Annotated in this window: 16 protein-coding genes; 4 read left to right on the top strand and 12 right to left on the bottom strand. The window is 67.9% G+C overall.

The window, feature by feature from the left end:
• Positions 1-43: 43 nt before the first annotated feature.
• The 3 genes from OG210_RS02310 to OG210_RS02300 form a co-directional block, all read right to left on the bottom strand.
• On the bottom strand, positions 44-1,144 hold the full coding sequence (locus OG210_RS02310) for a winged helix DNA-binding domain-containing protein (protein ID WP_328332905.1): 1,101 nt from the start codon (positions 1,142-1,144) through the stop codon (positions 44-46).
• Positions 1,145-1,151: 7 nt separating this feature from the next.
• On the bottom strand, positions 1,152-2,183 hold the full coding sequence (locus OG210_RS02305) for an aldo/keto reductase (protein ID WP_371540142.1): 1,032 nt from the start codon (positions 2,181-2,183) through the stop codon (positions 1,152-1,154).
• A 110-nt stretch (positions 2,184-2,293) separates the two neighbouring features.
• Positions 2,294-2,716, bottom strand: a complete 423-nt coding sequence (locus OG210_RS02300; RefSeq protein WP_371534896.1) for a VOC family protein — start codon at positions 2,714-2,716, stop codon at positions 2,294-2,296.
• A gap of 160 nt (positions 2,717-2,876) precedes the next feature.
• Between OG210_RS02300 and OG210_RS02295 the strand changes: the two genes are divergently transcribed.
• Positions 2,877-3,866 carry a helix-turn-helix transcriptional regulator gene (locus OG210_RS02295; RefSeq protein WP_371534895.1) on the top strand — a complete coding sequence of 330 codons (990 nt, stop codon included), beginning with the start codon at positions 2,877-2,879 and terminating at the stop codon, positions 3,864-3,866.
• Positions 3,867-4,040: 174 nt separating this feature from the next.
• On the opposite strand, the gene OG210_RS02290 is transcribed toward OG210_RS02295, so the two are convergent.
• The 5 genes from OG210_RS02290 to OG210_RS02270 all read right to left on the bottom strand — a co-directional run bounded on the left by OG210_RS02290 (position 4,041) and on the right by OG210_RS02270 (position 11,315).
• Positions 4,041-6,791, bottom strand: a complete 2,751-nt coding sequence (locus OG210_RS02290; RefSeq protein ID WP_371534894.1) for an NEW3 domain-containing protein — start codon at positions 6,789-6,791, stop codon at positions 4,041-4,043.
• Between the two features lie 195 nt (positions 6,792-6,986).
• On the bottom strand, positions 6,987-8,156 hold the full coding sequence (locus tag OG210_RS02285) for a Gfo/Idh/MocA family protein (protein ID WP_371534893.1): 1,170 nt from the start codon (positions 8,154-8,156) through the stop codon (positions 6,987-6,989).
• A gap of 37 nt (positions 8,157-8,193) precedes the next feature.
• Complete coding sequence (locus OG210_RS02280) at positions 8,194-9,045, bottom strand: carbohydrate ABC transporter permease (RefSeq protein WP_328332915.1); 852 nt, start codon at positions 9,043-9,045, stop codon at positions 8,194-8,196.
• On the bottom strand, positions 9,038-10,012 hold the full coding sequence (locus tag OG210_RS02275) for a sugar ABC transporter permease (RefSeq protein ID WP_328332917.1): 975 nt from the start codon (positions 10,010-10,012) through the stop codon (positions 9,038-9,040). Before OG210_RS02275 ends, OG210_RS02280 begins: the two co-directional genes overlap by 8 nt.
• Positions 10,013-10,016: 4 nt before the next feature.
• Positions 10,017-11,315 carry a sugar ABC transporter substrate-binding protein gene (locus OG210_RS02270; RefSeq protein WP_371534892.1) on the bottom strand — a complete coding sequence of 433 codons (1,299 nt, stop codon included), beginning with the start codon at positions 11,313-11,315 and terminating at the stop codon, positions 10,017-10,019.
• A 327-nt stretch (positions 11,316-11,642) separates the two neighbouring features.
• On the opposite strand from OG210_RS02270, the gene OG210_RS02265 reads away from it, so the two are divergent.
• Both OG210_RS02265 and OG210_RS02260 read left to right on the top strand, forming a co-directional pair.
• A complete protein-coding gene (locus tag OG210_RS02265) occupies positions 11,643-12,410 on the top strand; it encodes an FCD domain-containing protein (RefSeq protein ID WP_328332922.1) in 768 nt (255 codons plus the stop codon).
• Between the two features lie 29 nt (positions 12,411-12,439).
• Positions 12,440-13,483, top strand: coding sequence for an enolase C-terminal domain-like protein (locus OG210_RS02260; RefSeq protein ID WP_371534891.1), 1,044 nt, complete (start codon positions 12,440-12,442; stop codon positions 13,481-13,483).
• 299 nt (positions 13,484-13,782) lie between these two features.
• Here OG210_RS02260 and OG210_RS02255 read toward each other — a convergent pair whose 3' ends face one another.
• From OG210_RS02255 to OG210_RS02240, 4 genes are all read right to left on the bottom strand, one after another.
• Positions 13,783-14,628 carry an NAD(P)H-binding protein gene (locus tag OG210_RS02255; RefSeq protein WP_371534890.1) on the bottom strand — a complete coding sequence of 282 codons (846 nt, stop codon included), beginning with the start codon at positions 14,626-14,628 and terminating at the stop codon, positions 13,783-13,785.
• A 303-nt stretch (positions 14,629-14,931) separates the two neighbouring features.
• Positions 14,932-15,636 carry a 3-beta hydroxysteroid dehydrogenase gene (locus OG210_RS02250; protein ID WP_371534889.1) on the bottom strand — a complete coding sequence of 235 codons (705 nt, stop codon included), beginning with the start codon at positions 15,634-15,636 and terminating at the stop codon, positions 14,932-14,934.
• A gap of 1,004 nt (positions 15,637-16,640) precedes the next feature.
• Positions 16,641-17,000, bottom strand: a complete 360-nt coding sequence (locus tag OG210_RS02245; protein WP_328332930.1) for a hypothetical protein — start codon at positions 16,998-17,000, stop codon at positions 16,641-16,643.
• 269 nt (positions 17,001-17,269) lie between these two features.
• Positions 17,270-17,806 (bottom strand): hypothetical protein, encoded by a 537-nt coding sequence (locus tag OG210_RS02240; RefSeq protein WP_328332932.1) that lies wholly within the window; start codon positions 17,804-17,806, stop codon positions 17,270-17,272.
• Between the two features lie 81 nt (positions 17,807-17,887).
• On the opposite strand from OG210_RS02240, the gene OG210_RS02235 reads away from it, so the two are divergent.
• On the top strand, positions 17,888-18,448 hold the full coding sequence (locus OG210_RS02235; RefSeq protein WP_371534888.1) for a transposase: 561 nt from the start codon (positions 17,888-17,890) through the stop codon (positions 18,446-18,448).
• The last annotated feature ends 302 nt before the right edge of the window (positions 18,449-18,750 follow it).

Below are 18,750 nucleotides of genomic sequence, written 5' to 3'. Positions count from 1 at the left end.
GGTGGGGCGGGGGGCTGGTGGCGCGCGTGTGCGCCGTCGGCCCCTACGACCGGTTTCCGGTGTCGAGTTGGATGTGCTCGATGTCTTCGTCCAGAAAAGTGGTCAGGTCCTGGGCTTCGGCGCGTACGGCTTCCTGCTCCGGGGCGGTGAGGGGCCGGAGGGGGCTGATGCGGAGCCGGTGGTCGCGCACGGTCCAGGTGGCGGTGACGCGCCCCTCGACGAGGACGGTGCGGTGACCCGCGACGGACAGACCGAGGTGGGCGGCGTCGATGATGCGGCTGCGGTCGCGGTAGCCGAGGACGGCGTTGTCGAAGGCCGGGAGGAACCGGACCGGGGCAGGGGTGTCGGGGTGGGGGCGGGGTGCGTCGGGCAGGTCGAGCAGTTCGCGACCGTGTTCGTCGCGGAAGACGAGGAGTTCCTCCCGGGCGGCTTTGACGGCGGCGGGAAGTCCCGCGAGCCCGCACCAGGCACGTAGGTCCGAACTGGCGGCGGGCCCGTAGGCGGCGAGGTAGCGGCGTAGCAGCTGCTGCCCGACGGGATCGTTGTCATCGGTGGTCAGGGGCGCGATGTCCCGTTCCAGCCAGGTGGGCAACGGCAGGTTGCGCACGCCGGCAGTCCGGTGCCACAGACCGCGGGGCGGCAGCTGGGCCATGGGGATGAGGGCCGCGATGAGCAACTCGCCCAGGACGCGGCGTGGTGGACCGGGCCAGCGGTCTTCGACGGCTTGCACGAGCTCGCTCATGGTGCGGGGCCGCTGGTCGGCCATGACCGCGCGGCCGGCGGCGGCGACCTCGTCCACGTCGATGCCGGCCAGTTCGCGCCGGTAGGTTCCCAGGACCCGCTGGCGCAGCATGGTGTCGTGACGGGCTCGCCAGGCGAGTGCGTCGTCCGATGCGACGAGGTGGACGGTGCGGCGCATCAGGTGGGTGCGCACCACCGTGCGGCCGGTCAGCGCATCGTCCAGTTGCCCGGGCTGGAAGTCGGCCAGGCGGGACCAGAGCCCGATGAAGGGTTCCTGGGGCTCTTGCGCCTGCAGGCCGCACAGGTGGGCCACCGCCTCGGGCGCGGATGTGTCGCTGCGCGTGAGCAGGTGCTGGCGGGCGAGGGTGGCGCGGTTGAGGGCGCGGCTGTCGAGGACGGTCATGGCGTTCTCAGGCCGCCGCTCGCTCGTGGGGCGGGCGGCGGCGCAGGTCCGTGCGTGTGAGGGAGGGGGGTGTGTAGGACACGTCCAGCGGGCTGATGTCGGTGCCGGGCGGGACGACTGCGTCGATCTCGTCGAGGATGTCGTCGCCGAGGGTGAGGGTGGCGCCGGTGAGCAGGTCGTCGAGCTGGTCCATGGTGCGCGGGCCGATGATGGCGGAGGTGACGTCGGGGTGGCTGGTGGCGAAGGCCATGGCCAGGTGCGTGAGGGTGTGACCGGCTTCTTCGGCGAGGGGGAGCAGCTGCTCGACGGCGTCAAGCTTGCGTTCGTCGGTGAGGTGCCCGGGGACCCACTTCATACGGGCGTTGTCCGGCCGTTGGGCGTTCCTGCGGTAGCGGCCGGTGAGCAGGCCCATGGCGAGCGGGCTCCACACCAGGACGCCCAGGCCGTAGCGGCGGCAGAGAGGCAGGACCTCACGCTCGATGCCGCGGCTGAGGATGGAGTAGGTGGGCTGCTCGGTACGCAGGCGGTGCAGTCCACGCTGCTGGGACACCCACTGGGCTTCGACGATCTCCGAGGCCGGCAGGTTGGAGGAGCCGACCGCCCGGACCTTCCCGGCACGCACGAGGTCGGTGAGCGCGGACAGGGTCTCCTCCATGTCCGTGTGCGGGTCGGGGTGGTGGATCTGGTAAAGATCGATGTACTCGGTCCGCAGCCGCTTCAGCGAGCCCTCGACCGCCTGGATGATCCAGCTCCGGGAACTGCCGCTGCGGTTGGGGCCCTCGCCCATCCGTCCGTTGAACTTGGTTGCCAGCACGACCTCGTCACGGCGTCCCCTGAGGGCCTTTCCGACGATCTCCTCGGTCTCGCTGTAGCCGTAGACATCGGCGGTGTCGACGAAATTGATGCCCGCCCCGAGCGCACGGTGGATCATCCGTACGCAGTCGTCGTGATCTGGATTGCCCATCTTGCCGAACATCATGGTGCCCAGGCAGTAGGCGCTGACTTCGATGCCGGTCCGTCCCAGCTTCCGCATCCGCACGGTGACCCTGCTTCCTTCCACTTCTCCACGTGCTTGGTGCCTGCGCCGTCCGGACCGCCAGTGGGGCTGCGGCGGCCCGGACGGCGCAGGCATGTTCAGGGTGGGCTGGATCAGCCGTTGTACGGGGCGGTGACGTCCAGGACCCAGGTGACGCCGAAGCGGTCGCTGAGCATGCCGTACAGCGGCGCCCACTGCGCGGGTTCCAGCGGATGCACGATGGCCGAGCCCTCGGCGAGCCTGTCCCACAGGGCGCTGATTTCCTCGGCGCTGTCACCGCGTACCGAGACGAAGAACGGGTTCTCGCCCTGGTTCCAGGGCAGTTGCGAGGGCACGTCGTAGGCCATGATGTGGAAGCCGTTGTCGCCTGCCACCTCGCCCCACATCACCCAGTCCGCCTCGCTCTCGTTCTGCACGGCGCCCGCGTCCTGGTAAGTGACCGCGACAGTACGTCCGCCGAAGACGGACCGGTAGAAGTCCAGCGCCTCCCGTGCGGCGCCCCGGAAGTTCAGATGAGTGGTGGTCGTGACGGACATGGCCTGCTCCTTGCCTCGATGTGACGAATGCGCCGCCGACGGTCGAAGTCGTCGGTGGCGGCTGCCGTGACCAGGAGCGATGCCTCCCGAACGGCTCGTGTGCCACTGTGGCGGAGGTAGAGGACAGGATGTGTCCTGTACTGCGGTGAGAATGGATCCCATGCAAAAGACCTCCTCCCGGCTGCTCGCGCTGCTCTCGCTGCTTCAAACGCACCGTGACTGGTCCGGCGAGGATCTCGCCGGGCGTCTGAGCATCACCTCGCGCACCGTGCGCCGTGACATCGACCGGCTGCGCGAACTCGGCTACCTGATCACGACCGTCAAAGGGCCGGCCGGCGGCTACCGCCTGGAGGCCGGCGCTCACATGCCACCCATGCTGTTCGACGACGGCCAGGCCGTCGCCCTGGCCGTCGCGCTCCAGACCGCGGTCGCCGGCACCGCAGTCGCCGAAGACGCCACCCGCGCCCTGGCCACTCTCCGCCAGGTCATGCCACCCCGCCTGCGTCACCGCATCGACCTGTTGCGCGTCACCGCCGTCCCACCGCCCGCGGCCCGCGACATTCCTCAGGTCGATACCCAGGTCCTGGAGGACCTGAGCCGTGCCATCCACGCCTGCGAGGAACTTCGCTTCGACTACACCCCGGGCGGCGGCACCTCAGCCGACGATCCCCGCCGCGTGCAACCCCACCACCTGGTCACCCGGCGTCATCGCTGGTACCTCGTGGCCTGGGACCTCGACCGCGAGGACTGGCGTACCTTCGGTGTCGACCGCATCCGGCCCCGCACACCCACCGGCCCCCGCTTCGCCCCTCGCGCACTCCCCGGCGGCGACGTCCCGACCTTCGTCATCAGCCGATTCCGCGGCAATGACGGCACCACCACCGACTGGCCGTGCCGAGGCGAAGTCATTCTCCACCTCCCGGCCGCCGACGTCGCGCCCTTCGCCCAGGACGGAATCGTCGAGGAACTCGGCTCCCAGCACTGCCGACTTGTCCTTGGTTCCTGGTCATGGACCGGACTCGCCTCGGCCATCGGGCGCTTCGACACGGACATCGACGTCATCGGCCCACCCCAACTGGCCACCGCATTCGCAGAGCTCGCCGCCCGCTACGCCCGCGCCACAGGACCAGAGACCGGTCCGACGCCATGAGCACGAAACCCACCGCGCCGGTCTAGCCCTTCGAACGTCCGGTACAGACGCAGCGCTCTTCCACACACGATGCTCGGAGTTGAGGAGTGGAGTTGAAGAACAGCCGGGTCCGGACCGGCCGGTCAGCGCCCTGACCGACCGACCGTTGCGGTCCCCGACAGCCCGGGAAGCGGGTCAGGACACGGTGATCCGCGTGCTCGCCTCCGAGCTGGTCCGTGCGCCGGTGCTCGTGACATGGGTGACCAGTTGGCTGTCACCGGCGCGGGTGTCCACAGGCGGGGTGACCCGCCAGGTGACGCTGACGGTCTCACCCGGGGCGATGCTCGGGAATCCGGCCTTGCCGGTGTGCTCGGCCCGCCAGCCGGTGGGCACCGCCAGGCCGATCCTGGCGTTCTTCACCGTGGTGGTGCCGGTGTTGGTGTAGCGGGTGGTCACCGTCGCGGTGCCGCCACCCTTTACTGTCGCCGGACTGTCGATCGTGACCGGTGCCTTCACCCGCTGGGCGCTGCCGTAGGTCAGAAAGCTGATCTTGGAGGTGCCGCCGGAGCCGGTGGCACGGTAATCGATGTTCTGGGCACCGGACTTGAAGGTGGCGGAGCCCTGCGCGGCCACCGTGTCGACCAGGTGCCAGCTGCCGTCGTACACCTTCGCATCCGCGCTGCCGTCGGCGACCAGGTAACCGCCGGAGGGCACGGTGGTCCGGTAGCCGACGGTCTGCCCGTCAACGGTGAACGACGGGTCGGTGACGGTTCCGCCGCTCGCCTGCAGCTGGAACTGCACCGGCTGCGCGGCATGGGTGTTGGTGTAGCTCCAGCTGTGCTGCGAGCCGTCGTTCGGCGCACTCAGCGGGCCGGCCGGGAAGTCGACGTCGTACAGATTCCACTGCTTGCCGGGGACCACGGTCTCCAGGTGCCAGTTGGAGTCCGTGTCCCGCATGGCCTTCGTCTGCTCGCTGGTGAACGCGTGAGCGTTGCGTGCTGCCTCCCACTCCTTCCAGGCAGCCAGGACCTCGGTGGTGTTGCCGGCGCTCTTCAGGGTGGAGACGGTGGTCTGAAGGCCCGTGCCCGCGTTGTAGCCCGCCATCTTCGACAGCAGCCACTCCTGGGAAAGCGTCGAGAACCCGGAGCGGAACCCGCGCCAGCCCATCATGTCGGGCATGTCGTTGCGGTCGAAGTACGGCATGTACTTGAGGGCGGTCAGCGGCGCCCTCTCGGGCAGGCCATGATCCTCTCCCCAGCTCGCCCGGGTGGTTGCATCCCACGTGCCGGGCAGCAGATTGCTCGCCTCGGAGATGAAGTCGTCCTGGGACTTGAGGTTCCGGTAGGTGCCGTTGACCAGCCGGTTGGTGCCGAACAGGCCGTAACCGGCCAGCGATCCGGTCTCCAGACCGTCGTAGGACATCGACTTGGTGCCGGTGGTGTTGGAGATCTGCGCGAAGCGGGCGGCGATGTCGCCCATGACCGGCATACCGCCGACGAACTGGCCGTAGGCGTAGCGCCGCATACGGTCCATCGCGTCGCCGTCGGCGTGCGCGACGGCGCTGGTGCCCCACATGCCGCGGGAGCCGAGCCGCACCTCGTACTCGCCGGCGGAACCGGGCACCTGCGTCACGGCGGAGTACTCGGCGAACTCGTCACCGATCCTGAGGATCTTCTCCTGGCCGTCCTTGAAGACCGAATCGCCGTCGACGTAGGCGACCGTGGAGCTCGCGTCCAGCGGCCGGGTCAGCTTCACCGAACCCAGGGTGGCCAGGCCCTTGCTGGGCACCGGGGTGGCGTACGGGTCGTTGGTGTCGACCAGGTTGGACAGCGTGTGCACACCGACCTTGACACCGTGGTCCGCCGCCTTGGAGACCAGCTGGGCGGCGCCCGCGTCGGAGCCGCCGAAGGCGGAGTCGAACTGGTAGTGCCCGGCGGACTGCCAGGGGCCGTCGGAGCCCGGCAGCGAGTAGACGTAGCGGAGCCCGGCCTGGTTGGCGAAGGCACTGGCCTGGTCGACGTTGTCCTTGTTGAGGTCTCCGAGCACCAGGAAGGACTGCGATGCCCCCTGCGCGGTCTTCTGCCACTGTCCGTCGACCGTCGGGTGCGGCAGGCCCTCGCCGGTCTCGATCCTGGAGAGCGTGCCCAGCGTGGCGTCCGGGGCCGAGCCGAACAGGGCTATCTTCGATCCCTCGATCCGGGCGTCGTCCCCGCTCAGCGGCGGGACGGGCGAGCTCGGCTCGTTGGTGTCACCCCAACCGACGTACCGGTTACGGGTCTTGGTGTAGTCGTACGTGTACGCCTGGAGGATGCCACCGAAGGTGGTCCGGTGCGCGGCGAACCAGCCGTAGTCCCAGTTGAACAGTGGATCCCCGGGAGCGTCGGGGTAGCTGAGGCCCTTGTACTCCTCCGGCCAGCCCGCCGGCGTCTTGTCGTTGAGACCGTGGATGCCGATCGCGAAGTCCTTGTCGTGCACCACACCCACGGTCTCGCCGACCGTCTGGGAGATGTCGGTGGTGATCGGCCCCCACAGCAGCGTCTGCACGTCCACGCCCTGCGGAGCGCTGACGCCGGTCGCCTCCAGGGTCGCGTAGCCGGACTTGCCGACCACCCGGATGCCGACCTTTATCCCCTTGGCGCCGAAGGTGAAGGTGAAGGTGGACCGGACATGGTCGTAGGACAGGGCGGTGGGCCGCTGCTCCGCGCCGTCGGCGACCAGCTTGATCAGCGGTGCCAAGTGGTCGGTGCTGGCGTAGTCGTGGCCGTTCGCCGCGTCCACCAGGCTGGTGACGGTGCCGGTCGGGTCCAGGCCGATCCTCAGGGTACCCGCGGCGATGGTGAACGGCGTGTGGGGAGCCGCCTGGGCACCCGGTACGAAGCCCGCCGCAAGGGCCAGGGTGAACGCTGCAGTCGCCGCTCTCAAGGCGGTGTTCCGGCGCTTGGGCATGGAAAACCAACTCCTCTGCTGGGATGTGACCGGGGATCCGGTCAGGAGGGCATGACGTACGGTCGCGGGCGGCAGACGCGCCGGCCCGGAAGCCGGGAGGCCCGGCTGTTCATGGGGGATGGTTCTGGTCCGCCGGCCCCGGGGAGCAGGGGGCCGCGCCGGTCCCGGAGGGTGGCCGCCCACCCTTCGGTGGTCCTACTGCCGGACCTGCTCGAAGTACGCGGCCATCTCCGGGTCGACCGGAGCGACATCGATGGCCCGGCCTCCGTCCCGCAGCGACATGGTGGCCGCGCAGCCGGTGGCCACCGCCTCGCGGGCCGCCACCGGCGAGGTGACGGTGGCCCCGCCCTCGCGTACGAACTGCAGGAACTCCTCGACCAGCACCGGATCGGCGCCACCGTGCAGGCCGGGCGGGGTGGGTACGGGCACCACCAGGTCCGCCTCGGCACGGTAGGTGGAACGGCGGTTCCACACCCGGATCTCCGCCCCCTCGGTGTCGCCGAAGTTCTCCAGCCGCCCCTCGGTGCCGATCACGGTGTAGTTGCGCCAGTTGTCCGGTGTGTAGTGGCACTGCTGATAGCTGGCGAAAACGCCGTTGTCCAGCTGCATCTGCATCATGCTCAGGTCCTCGACGTCCACCACCGGACTGAGCCCTGTCTGGCTGAGCGGCGGCCAGTTCCCGTCCGACAGCCACTCGGTCATCCGCTCCCCGCTGCGGTCGCGGCGTGAGCTGATGCCGCCGTAGACCGTCAGTCCGCCCATGGCGTTCACCCGCCGGGTGCAGCCGTTGGCCAGCCAGTGGATGACGTCGATGTCGTGGGCTCCCTTCTGCAGCAGCAGCCCGGTGGTGTTGCGTCGGTCGGCGTGCCAGTCCTTGAAGTAGTAGTCCCCGCCGTTGCCGATGAAGTGGCGGCACCAGATGGCCTTGACCTCGCCGATGGTCCCGCTGGTGATCAGCTTTCGGATGGCCACCACGGCCGGCATGTGGCGCATGTTGTGGCCGACGTACAACGGGGTCCGGTGTTCGCGGGCCGCCGCGAGCAGTCGGTCGCAGCCCTCAGTGGTGATGGCCATCGGCTTGTCCAGGAAGACCGGGATGCCGGCCGCGAGGAAGTCCAGGCCGATCTGCTCGTGGGTGTGGTCCGGGGTCAGCACGAACACGCCGTCAAGCCCGGCATCGAGGAGTTCGTGGTGGTCCGAGGTGCTCCGCACCTGGGTGCCGAAGCGGTCCTCGGCGCGCGCGAGGATGCGCGGGTCGCGGTCGCACACTGCGGCCAGCACCGAGCCGGAGCCGGGCCGGTGGGCCAGCTCGGCCAGGTCGCTGCGGACGCCGAGGCCGATGACGCCGAGCCTGATGTCGTTCAATGTGCCTGCCCTTTCCGGGAGTTGCGGCGAGCAGGGCTCAGCCCTTGCTGCCGGTGAAGGCGATACCCTGGATGAAGTGGCGCTGCAGCAGGATGAAGGCGACGATCATCGGCACGGTGGCCATGAGCGACCCGGCCATCAGGATCGAGTAGTCGGTGAAGTGCTCACCCTGGAGCGTGGCCAGGCCGGCCGAGAGGGTCATCTTCTCCGGGTCGGTGTTGATCACCAGCGGGAACATCAGGTCGTTCCACGACCACAGCGTGGTCAGGATGGTGAGTGCCAGCAGACCGGGCCTGGCCAGCGGGAGCGCGATGTGCCAGAAGATCTGCCACGGGTTGGCCCCGTCGAGGCGTGCGGCCTCCTCGACGTCGTGCGGCAGTGCCATGAAGAACTGGCGCATCAGGAAAGTGCCGAAGGCGCTGAACATTCCCGGGACGATCAGGCCCTGCAGGGAGTTCAGCCAGCCGAGGTTCTGGATGATCACGTACTGCGGGATCAGGAAGACCAGGCCCGGGACCATCAGCACCGACAGGAAGAACCCGAACAGCACCCCGCTGCCGCGGAATCGCATCCGGGCGAAGGCGTAGCCGGCCATCGACGAGAAGAGCAGCTGGCCGGCAGTCCGTCCGGCGGTCACCAGAACGGTGTTGAGGAACATCCGCCCGAAGGGCAGAGCGTGGAACACCGAGGTGAAGTTCGACCACTGCCAGTGGTGCGGCAGGAGAGTGGGTGGCAACTGGGTGGTCTCGGCGAACGACTTGAGCGCCGTGACCACCTCCCAGAGGAACGGGCCGATCATCAGCGCCGCACCGGCGATGAGCACCGTGTGGGTGGCCACCGAACGGACGCGGTGGCGCGGAGGGCCGGAGCGGGACGAGAGCTCAGGCATAGTGCACCCACCTCTTCTGCAGACGGAACTGGACGAGCGTCATCAGGACGATGAAGCCGACCAGGATGAAGGCCACCGCGGCCCCGAACCCGATGTCGTGCTCGACGAAGGCCTTCTGGAAGAAGAGATACGAGATCGACCGGACGCTCGGCAGCGCGGGGTTGGCGGCGCCGGCGGAGGAGCCGGGGGTGCTCATCATCATGTAGGCGATATCGAACATCTGCAGAGAGTTGATCATCGTCAGTACGGTGACGAAGAAGATGTTCGGAGTCAGCAGGGGCACGGTGATGCGCAGGAATGTCCGTACCGGTCCCGCACCGTCCACCCGCGCGGCCTCGTAGTACTCGGTGGGTATCCCCTGGAGGCCGGCCAGGAAAATCACCATGTTGTAGCCCAGGGACATCCAGATGCCGATCGCGGCCAGCGCGTACAGTGCGACGCCGGGGTCGGAGGCCCAGTGCGGTCCGTGGATCCCCACCGTGGACAGCAGGTAGTTCACCAGGCCGTAGTTGCCGTCGTACATCCAGCGCCACAGCATCGCCACGGCGACCGGCATGGTCACGGCCGGCAGGAAGTAGAGCACCCGGTAGACCGCGCGGCCGCGCAGGTTCTTCTGGTTCAGCAGTGCGGCCACCAGGATCGCGAGCGGGATCCCGGCCAGCTGGATCACGGTGTACAGCAATGTGTTGACCACCGCCCGGCTCACCGTCGGATCGTCGGCCAGCGCACGGTAGTTGGCCGTGCCGGTCCAGGTGTGCCCGCCGAACGGGCCGGAGTGGGTGAAGCTGTAGTAGAAGGTCTGCGCGATGGGCCACAGGTAGAAGATCCCCAGGCCGATGGTCATCGGCGCGACCATGAGGGAGGCCCAGGCCCACTGGCGGCGGCCGTGGCGCCGCCCGCGCCGGGGGACGGCGTTGGCGGCACGGGCGGCACGGGCCCTGGGCTGGAGAGCCGCGGTTCGGGTCATCTGGTCACTTTTCCTTGCTCAGCGCCGTGTTCATCAGACCGGCCATCTGCTGGGCGGCCGCCCCCACGTCGGTCTTGCCGTCCCAGGCGGGAGCGAATGTGGTGGGCTCCTCGTTCGCCCAGACGTTGGTGTTCTTGGAGGTGGGGAGCGGCACCGCGTAGGGGACCTCGTCCAGGAAGGACTTCAGATGGAACTGCGGATTGGCCTTCACCCAGGCCTGCTGGGTGTTGTTGAAGGCCGGGATGACCCCGCTCTCCTTCGCTCCGATTTCCGCGGCCTGCCTGGACCCGAGGAAGGCGACGAAGGAGGCCGCCTCCTTGGGGTGCTTGGTCTTGGCGTAGGCGACGTTGGCCAGTCCGTGGATCACCACCGCCCGCTTCTTCCCCTCCGGCAGGACGGCGACGTCGATGTTCTTCTTCAAGGTGCTGTTCTTGGCGAACGTCAGGGTGTCCCAGCTGCCGCCGTAGTACATGGCGACCTTGCCGGACTCGAAGAGCTGGCTCGGGAATGTGTCGGTCATGGACTTCAGTGACGGCGAGTACCCCGCCTTGACCAGGTCCGTCCAGAACTTCAGCCCCGTCTTGGCCGCCGGCTGGTCGTAGCCCGAGGACTTCCTGTCGGCCGAGATGACCGAGCCCCCGGCCTGGAAGATGGTGTCGTAGAAGTTCTCCTGGCCGAACGGGGGCGCCAGGATGCCGTACTGCTTCCTGGAGACGTCGGTGAGCTTGCGCGCGGCGTCCTGAACGGTCTTCCAGGTCCAGGTGTCGTCGGGATACTTCACACCGGCCGCGTCGAACAGCTTCTTGTTGTACCAGAGCCCGACGGTGTCGAAGTCCTTCGGGATTCCGTACTGGGTGCCCTTGTAGTTGTAGAGGCCGACCAGGCTCTTGGGGTAGTCGGAGAGCTTCACGCCGTTGGCGTCGAGCTTGTCCGACAGCGGCATCAGGATGCCGTTCGACTCGTAGAGCTGGGCGTTGGGCCCGTTCATCCAGAACACATCGGGCGCGCTGCCGCTGGTGGCGTCGGCCTGCATCTTGGTCCAGTACTCCGCGCTCGCGGTGACTTGGATCTTCACCTTGACCGACGGGTGGGCCGCCTCGAAGGCGTCGACGATGTGCTGCATGGCGGGCCGCTGGGTCGCGTCCCATATCCGGTAGGTGAGCTGGACCTTGCCGCCCGCGCTACTCTCGTCCGAGCCGCCCGAACAGGCCGTGGCACCGAGAACCAGAGCGGCGGCCGCGGTGAGTGCCGCCCAGCGTCTGCCGGCCTGGCCGGTGTGTCCGCTACTACGCCGAATGTGCATTCGAACATCCCATCTGTAGTGCATTACCGCGGCGTATAGATCTGATACATATCAGGGCCGCAAGGCTGGTCAGGGCTGAATTTCCGGAGGCGTGCCGCAGGCCATGAGGCTCAAGTCGGCTGTTCAGAACGGGTGTCGTGCCAAGAAGCGGGCGAATCGGCCCGGCTTGGACAGGGAAGAGTCTGAAGTCATCGGACCTTGGCGTCAAGGGTCTGGATGTGCTTCACTGCAGCTGAAGTGCCTGATATATAGGAAACATATGAAGGCCGACAGACGCCGGGACAAGCGGGCGTCGAGTGACGGCAAGAGCGAAGTGAGGGAACACTGTTGGCCCGCTCAGAGAAGACCCCTTCGCCGGCAGGCGCGGGGGGTGCCTACCGTCCTGGATACGAGGTCGCGGCCGAACGCATCCTTGAGTACGTCGTCCAGGAGGGACTTCAGCCTGGCGTGCGGCTGCCCACCGAGAAGGATCTGGCGGACGAGGTACAGATGAGCCGGACCGTGGTCCGGGAGGCGGTCAAGATCCTCTCCGCCATCGGGCGGCTGTCCGTACAGAAGGGCCGCGGCATCTACGTGGCCGAGCCCGAGCAGTCCTCCTGGCAGGCGTCGCTGGCCAACTTCCTCCCCGCGGACCTGCGGCAGGTGGACGAGTTGTTCGAGTTCCGCCGGCACGTGGAGACCACAACGGCCAACCTCGCTGCGCAGCGGGCCACCCCGACGCAGGTCAAGGCGGTGCGCGAAGCCGCACACCGGTCGTCCCTCGCGGCGGAGCAGGGGGATATCGAGGCATTCAACAGCGCCGACGAGGCGTTCCACGCCGGCATCGCGGATGCGGCGGCCAACATGTTCTTCGCCTCCACCCTCGACGCTGTGCGGCGCCTGCAGTGCCAGGCCACCATCATCGGACTGGCCGGGGTCGCGGGCGGGTCGCTGCTGGTGGCCGCGCGGCAGCACGAGGAGATCGCCGCCGCGATCGGCTCGGGGGAGCCGGACAGGGCCGAGGGCCTGATGGCCGAGCACATCTCCATGACCGCTCAGCAGTTCCAGCGGGAGATCTGGCGTCGCGTCGCGCCCGGCGGCGACACCGACTCCTGAAGTCCAACTTGCAGCCGTGAAGGATACCCATGCGAATAACCGATGTGACCATGGAACTCGTCGACCTGCCGGCTCAACCGCCCTTTCGGTGGCGCGCCGGGCTTCCGGGATCGGAGCCGTCCGTGGTGGGCGGCATCCTGCGTGTCCACACCGATGACGGCCTGGTGGGCGAGGCGCACACAAGACGCGGGGTGATAGTCGCCGACCTGGTCGGCCGTCGCATCCGCGAGGACCTCATCGGTCGCGATCCTCTGATGCGCGAGCTGCTGTGGCAGCGGTTGTGGGAGCTGGACCGGATCGAGGAGCTTCCGATCTACGCTCTCGGCCTGGTCGATGTGGCGCTGTGGGACCTGGCCGGCAAGGCGGTCGGACAGCCGGTCCACCGTCTCCTCGGCACCTACCGCGAGGCCATCCCCGCCTATGCGAGCACGGTCACTTTCGGCAGCGTCGAGGAGTACCTCGACGTCGCCAACCAGTGCCTGGAGCTGGGGTACGTCGGCATCAAGCTGCACGCCTGGGGTGACCCGAAGGCCGACGCGGACCTCTGCCAGAAGCTGCGGGCGCACGTCGGTGACGACGTCCCGCTGATGTACGACGGCTCGGCCGGCTTCGACCTCGCCGACTCGGTCTACCTCGGCCGTGCGATCTCCGAGGCCGGCTACCTGTGGTACGAGGAGCCGATGCGCGAGTTCAGCGTCACTTCCCACCGCTGGCTGGCCGAGCAGGTCGATGTCCCGCTGCTGGTCGCGGAGACCTCCGACGGCGCGCACTTGAACGTCGGCGACTTCATCGCGACCGGCTCGGCGGGACGCGTCAGGACCAGCGCTCAGTACAAGGGCGGGATCACCGGGGCCATGCGCATCGCGCACCTGGCCGACAGCTATCAACTGCGGGCCGAGGTACACGGTCCCGGGGTGGTCAACGCCCACCTGTGCATGGCGATTCCCAACACCACCTACTACGAGTCCCTGGTGTACAGCAACCCCGTGCAGCGCGAGCCGGTGGTGGGTGCCGACGGGCTGATGCATGCCCCGACGGCCCCCGGCATCGGCTTCGGCCAGCCGGGCTGGTGATTGCTGACCACCCGTCCGTAGAAGGCCGCCGGTGTGCAGCGTACGCCGGACCGGCAGCCCCGGCGGCGGCCAAGCCGCGGTCCACCTCGGACCGCAGCAGCCGGTCCGGGGCGGCCTCGCCCTGTACCGGCGGCGGATGCCGGCCAGGCGGTCGCCGCCGGGCAGTGCACGCAGTTCGGCAAGGACGTCGGTGACCGCGGAGGAGGTCCGGCCCGTCCAGCCGACGACGCCGGCCACCAAGCGGGTCGACGGCGGCCGGAGTTCTAACCGGCGCGACCGCAACGCAGGTTGACGACAACTCAGCGGAAGTCGTCGGCGTGGTCGCCGGCCCACTGGGCGTAGGTGTGGGCCGCGCCCGTGATCTTTTCGGCGATGGCGGAGGTCGGGGCGTGGACGCCGTTGGCTGCAGCCCACTGACTGACGATCGCCTCGGCCACGACCGGATGCATTGTTCTGCCCACTTCCGCGCGAGCCTGCTCGTCGGAGACATGTTCAATCCGGATGCGGCGGCCGAGGGCCTCGCCGATGTACTCGACCTGCCGTTGCAGGGTCAGGGACTCGGCCCCGTAGATCGTGTAGGCCTGATGCGAGTGGCCCGGTTCGGTCAGGGCGGTCACCGCAATCGCCGCGATGTCCTTCTCGTGCACCGGTGCCGACTGTGCGAGCGGATAGGGAAGGCGGACGACGTTGTCGGTGCGGATCGATTCGGCCCACCAGGTACAGGTGTTGGTCGCGAATGTCCCCGGCCTGAGGAACGTCCAGTCCATGCCGGACCGTTGGATGGTCTGCTCGATCGTGCGGTTCAGGCGGGGGACCGGGTGGTCGGCATCGAGGTCCAGGACCGACACCGACGACAGCAGGACCACCTGCCGGATTCCCGCGGCCGTGGCCGTCGCGGTGACCTTCTCGATGTCGTAGGGCTTCTGAGGGTCGAGCATTCCGTACAGGAACACCTTGTCGGCGCCGTCGAGCGCTGCGGTCAGCGTCTCGGGACGATCCAGGTCGGCGGTGACTGCTTCCCACCCGGGTGCCGAACCCGCGGCTGGGGTTCTGCTTACTGTTCTGACCTGCTCACCGGCGGCCCGCAGGCCATCGGCCACGTGACGGCCCACGTTACCGCGAGCACCAAAGACAACTGCCACCATGACGGGACCTCCTGTTGGTTGTGGACGTGAATAGCTGCACAGCCGGCGATGCTGTGGAACCCGCTTTCGCCACGGGGATGCCGGCAGTGCGGGACGTGTTGCTGCCGCGCGGCTGGTGGTCCGGCGTCAGCGTGCTTGGGAGTTGGCGATGAGGGGGGAATCAAGTCAAGGGCCGGAGCGCGTCGGCTGGGTATGGACGGGGACAGCACGTCGCCGCGCCGAGACGGTCGGCCGCTGGTGACGTAGGTGAGGGTCTGCCGTTGTCGGCGCGAGTACCGAGTGAGTGGGCCTCCCGGTCGCCGGTCAGGGCTGGATGTTCTCCAGGTCCTCCAGGAGGCTGGGGTGCTTCGGCTCCCAGCCGAGCGACTGCCGGGTGTGGGTGCTGGACGAGGGCTGGTCGTTCGCGAAGATCGGGCCGAGAGGGCCGTAGGTCTCCGCTGGGACCGACTCGACCGACAGGTTCAGCCGTCGGCCGATGACCGCGGCGATGTCACGCACCTGATCTCCCTCGTCGGCCACGGCGTGCCAGGAGGTACCGGCTTCCGCCTGCTCCAGGGCGAGCCGGAAGAGGGCTGCCGCGTCGAGCGCGTGCACGGCAGGCCAGCGCTGTGCGCCGTCGCCCGGGTAGCCGGACACTCCGGTCCGGCGTGCGATGTCCGTCAGCAGCCCGGCGAACCCGCCCGTGCCCTGGTTGTGAACCGTGCGCGGCAGGCGTACGGCCGTGCTCCGGACACCGTGCGATGCCAGGCCCAGGGCCGAAGTGACGGCGCGGCCACGGCCACCGACCGGCCCGTCGGCCGACACCGGGTCGGCCTCGGTGGAGGCACGGCCCGGCACCGAGGGCGTACCCGAGACGGTGACGAAGGGGCGGTCGCTGCCGACGAGTTCCTCGCCGAGGGTCGCGATGGCGGCGCTTTCCTCGGCGGCCGCCTTGGCGAGGGCGCCGGGGCTGCTGAAGTCGTTGGCGAACGCCAGGTGGATCACCGGTGCCACCGGTGACAAAGACACGCATGGAAACTCCCCCTCCAGCGATGGGACTCTTGTCCCGTCACTCTAACAGGGTGATGGCACAAGAGTCCCATCACCTGGGATGGATCCACGAGCCGGCGGGAACCAGGCGCACGTGAACGCCTTGTCGTGGCTGCTGGGGATCTGTTCACCGAGCAGGGGTGCGGCGGCACAGCGGTCGTGCAGATCGCCGAGCGCGCCGGTGCCAAAAGCACTTCTGGCTGTATGACCAGCACGCTGAGTGATCGCCGCGCGCCGTGCCTGCCCCCGTCAGCGGCTGACGGAGTTGAGTTTGCGAGGTGACGCTGGCGGTTTCCGGTCCCACGTGGCGCAGGTTGTAGATCGCGTCTTGTGGGGGCCGGAGTGGTCCAGTTGAGACCGCATGAGGTCAGGTCAGCTCGTCGTGGTCCAGGCGCGGCTACGCAGTTGGTGCACACGAAGCGGCCCGGCAAGAGGGATCTCCGGCCGGGCCGCTCCCTGCTTCCTGCGGGAGGGCCCACCTCCGAGAAGGACCCGCCCCGCGGGGAATGGGGCTCCTCGCCAGGGGCGACCCATATCAGCCCCCGCAGACGGTCAGCGCCGGCCACGTGTCCACATCACGCCACCCTCCCGGCTCGATGAGACAGCGGCCCTGCTCGCCGTAAGACGGTTCACCCGGTTCCCTTCGCCTCGCCCGCATCAAGCGGTGGCCTCACACCATTGAGCGGTCCGCCGACCCGCAGTTCATTGCGAAGGCCGTCGACGTCGTCGGCCCGGTCGCTGCTTCAGTTCGGCGGCGGTGCGTTCGCCCAGGGCGCGTACGTGCCGGACCAGAGCGTTGAACACGCGGGTTTCGACGTGAAGTGCTTTCTCTGACCTGCCCCTTTGGGCGGCGGCTGGGGATGCGGATGCCGATGCCTGCGCTGATGTAGCCCTTGTCCGCCAGAGTCGGCATACCCACCACCAACCACAGAAAGCGAAACGGTCCACCGACTTCGTCGGCGGACCGTCATGCAAGATCGAGGTTAGCCCGCCTCGACCGGATCGTCCTCCGGCGTGAGCAGCCGACCGATCTCGACCATCTTCGTTATCCGGCCATCGTCGCCGAGTCGACCGATGAGATGCGATTCGCCCTGCACAACAGATCCGTCCTTCATGGCCATCCGCACCGTGACCCGTGCCGCCACGGTGCCTGTCGCCCCGTCGCTGACCTCGTCGAGCACAGTGATCGTCCCCTCGTCCATAGCGGAACGCAGCTCCGACACGTGCCGGAGATAACCCGCCACGTCAGACTCCTTTCCGTTGAGACGCAGCGTGGCAGCCGGATCGACAAGAGCGCGCACTTCCTGGGCGAGCGTCTCGTCGTCAGCCTGGAAGGTCAGCACACCGAGCCTGGTGAGCGGCTGGGCATGAGATGAAGCCATATCAGAGTCCTCCTGTACTGAGGTACGAGTTCCGGGTGGTCGGGGAAAATAGAGAACAGGACATCATAATGGATATGTCCGCGCAGTCCGCAGTCGTCACTAATCGACGCCCCTGCTGAGAGCGTACACATCGGGGTGTGAACACTGAGCGGTCGTGGCGGGCTGAAGATCTCCGCGAGCAGGGCGATGACGACTTCCCGATGGTCCGTGTCCTCTTCGAACCGCTTCTGTCACCTTGTGAGTTGTCGGAGTACCCCTTCGGCAGACTCATTGATGGACAACAGTGATTGCCAGGCATGGACGAACCGTTCCCGACTCCGAACGTCCTGACATGCGGCGTGGACCACGTCCGAACCTACGTCGCTGGAGACGAGCGCCAGGAAGGATCCCAATGTCCGTCGGCGTGGATTCCCGTCGGACTCGGCTTCGTCGTTCTGCAGCCATTGAACGAGGTTCTTGTGCACCATCGTGGGGTCCCTGCGAGCGAGCTCCTCAAAGGCACCGACCGGATTGGCATCACCGAATGGCGTCCCACCTGCAGCTTTGCCCCAGCGGGTGAGAGCGAGAGCTGGCCGCTGCAAGCCCCAGGGGCCGCCGCAGACGTCGATGGTGAGGTCGATCTTCTTCTGTGAGCTGGATTCCGCCCAGTTGCGGAGTCGGTCCCGGACGTAACGGCCGAGTTCGGCATCGGCGGCAGCCGTCGTGAGTGCATCGACCGTGAGGATGCGCCGAGGACCAGTGAGGCCGGTCGAGAGGGCGTCGAGCACGGTCCTGTCGTGGAGGTTCACCGCTAGTAGGGCTTTGTTACGTGTCTAGGCAGGTGGTCGCCTTGGTGGTTTCCTGCTGGTATGAGGGCTGATGAACTCGTAGCGTGCAGGGGCCGGTTGGAGGAGTTCGCTGGGGAGGTGTTCGCGCCTTTGGTGCGTGCTGATCAGCGGGTGAAGGGTGGGCTGTATCTGCGGGGCCTGCTGTTGGACGGGCGTCGGAAGTCGATGCAGCCGATGGCCGGGCGGCTGGGTGTGGACCATCAGCAGTTGCAGCAGTTCATGACGTCGTCAACCTGGCCGGTGAACACGGTTCGTGCCGGAGTGGCCCGCCGGGCGGTGGCGGTGGTGCGGCCGCAGGTGTGGGTGGTGGACGACACCGGGTTCCCGAAGGACGGAACGTCCTCGCCCGGGGTGGCCAGACAGCACTCCGCCACCCTGGGCAAGGTCGGGAACTGCCAGATCGGGGTCCGTGTCCAGGCCGCGTCCGACACCGCGTCGTGCCCACTGTCGTGGCGTTTGTTCCTGCCCAGCAGCTGGGACAAAGGCCGAAGCTGCCAACCGTCGGGCCCGCTGCCGCATCCCCGAAGGCGAGCATCACGGGCCGAAGTGGCAGCCCGCGCTGGACATGCTCGATGTAATTGACCGATGGCTTCGTGCGCTCGCCCACGCCCGACGCGCTTCACAATCATTCTCAGTCTGATGAGGGCGGACTGTTGGCGGCGACCTCAACTCGTAGTCCTGCCAGCGTAGTAGCTTACTGAGACGCTCTTTGGGATCTCTGTCTTCAACGGCAGGCTCTCTCACGCCGCACCCGGTTCGCAGAGGGTTCGGGCCTTGATAGCAGTGAGCCTTTTCCAACTTCAGTCAGAGCTGGTCAGGTGCAGAGTGAGGACGGCTTGGACGAGGCTGGTGATGCGTGGGGACGGGGCGCTTCCCGCGTGGTG

Source organism: Streptomyces sp. NBC_00466, from assembly GCF_041433995.1.
Taxonomy (GTDB): domain Bacteria; phylum Actinomycetota; class Actinomycetes; order Streptomycetales; family Streptomycetaceae; genus Streptomyces.
This window is presented reverse-complemented; position numbering and strand designations above follow the sequence as displayed.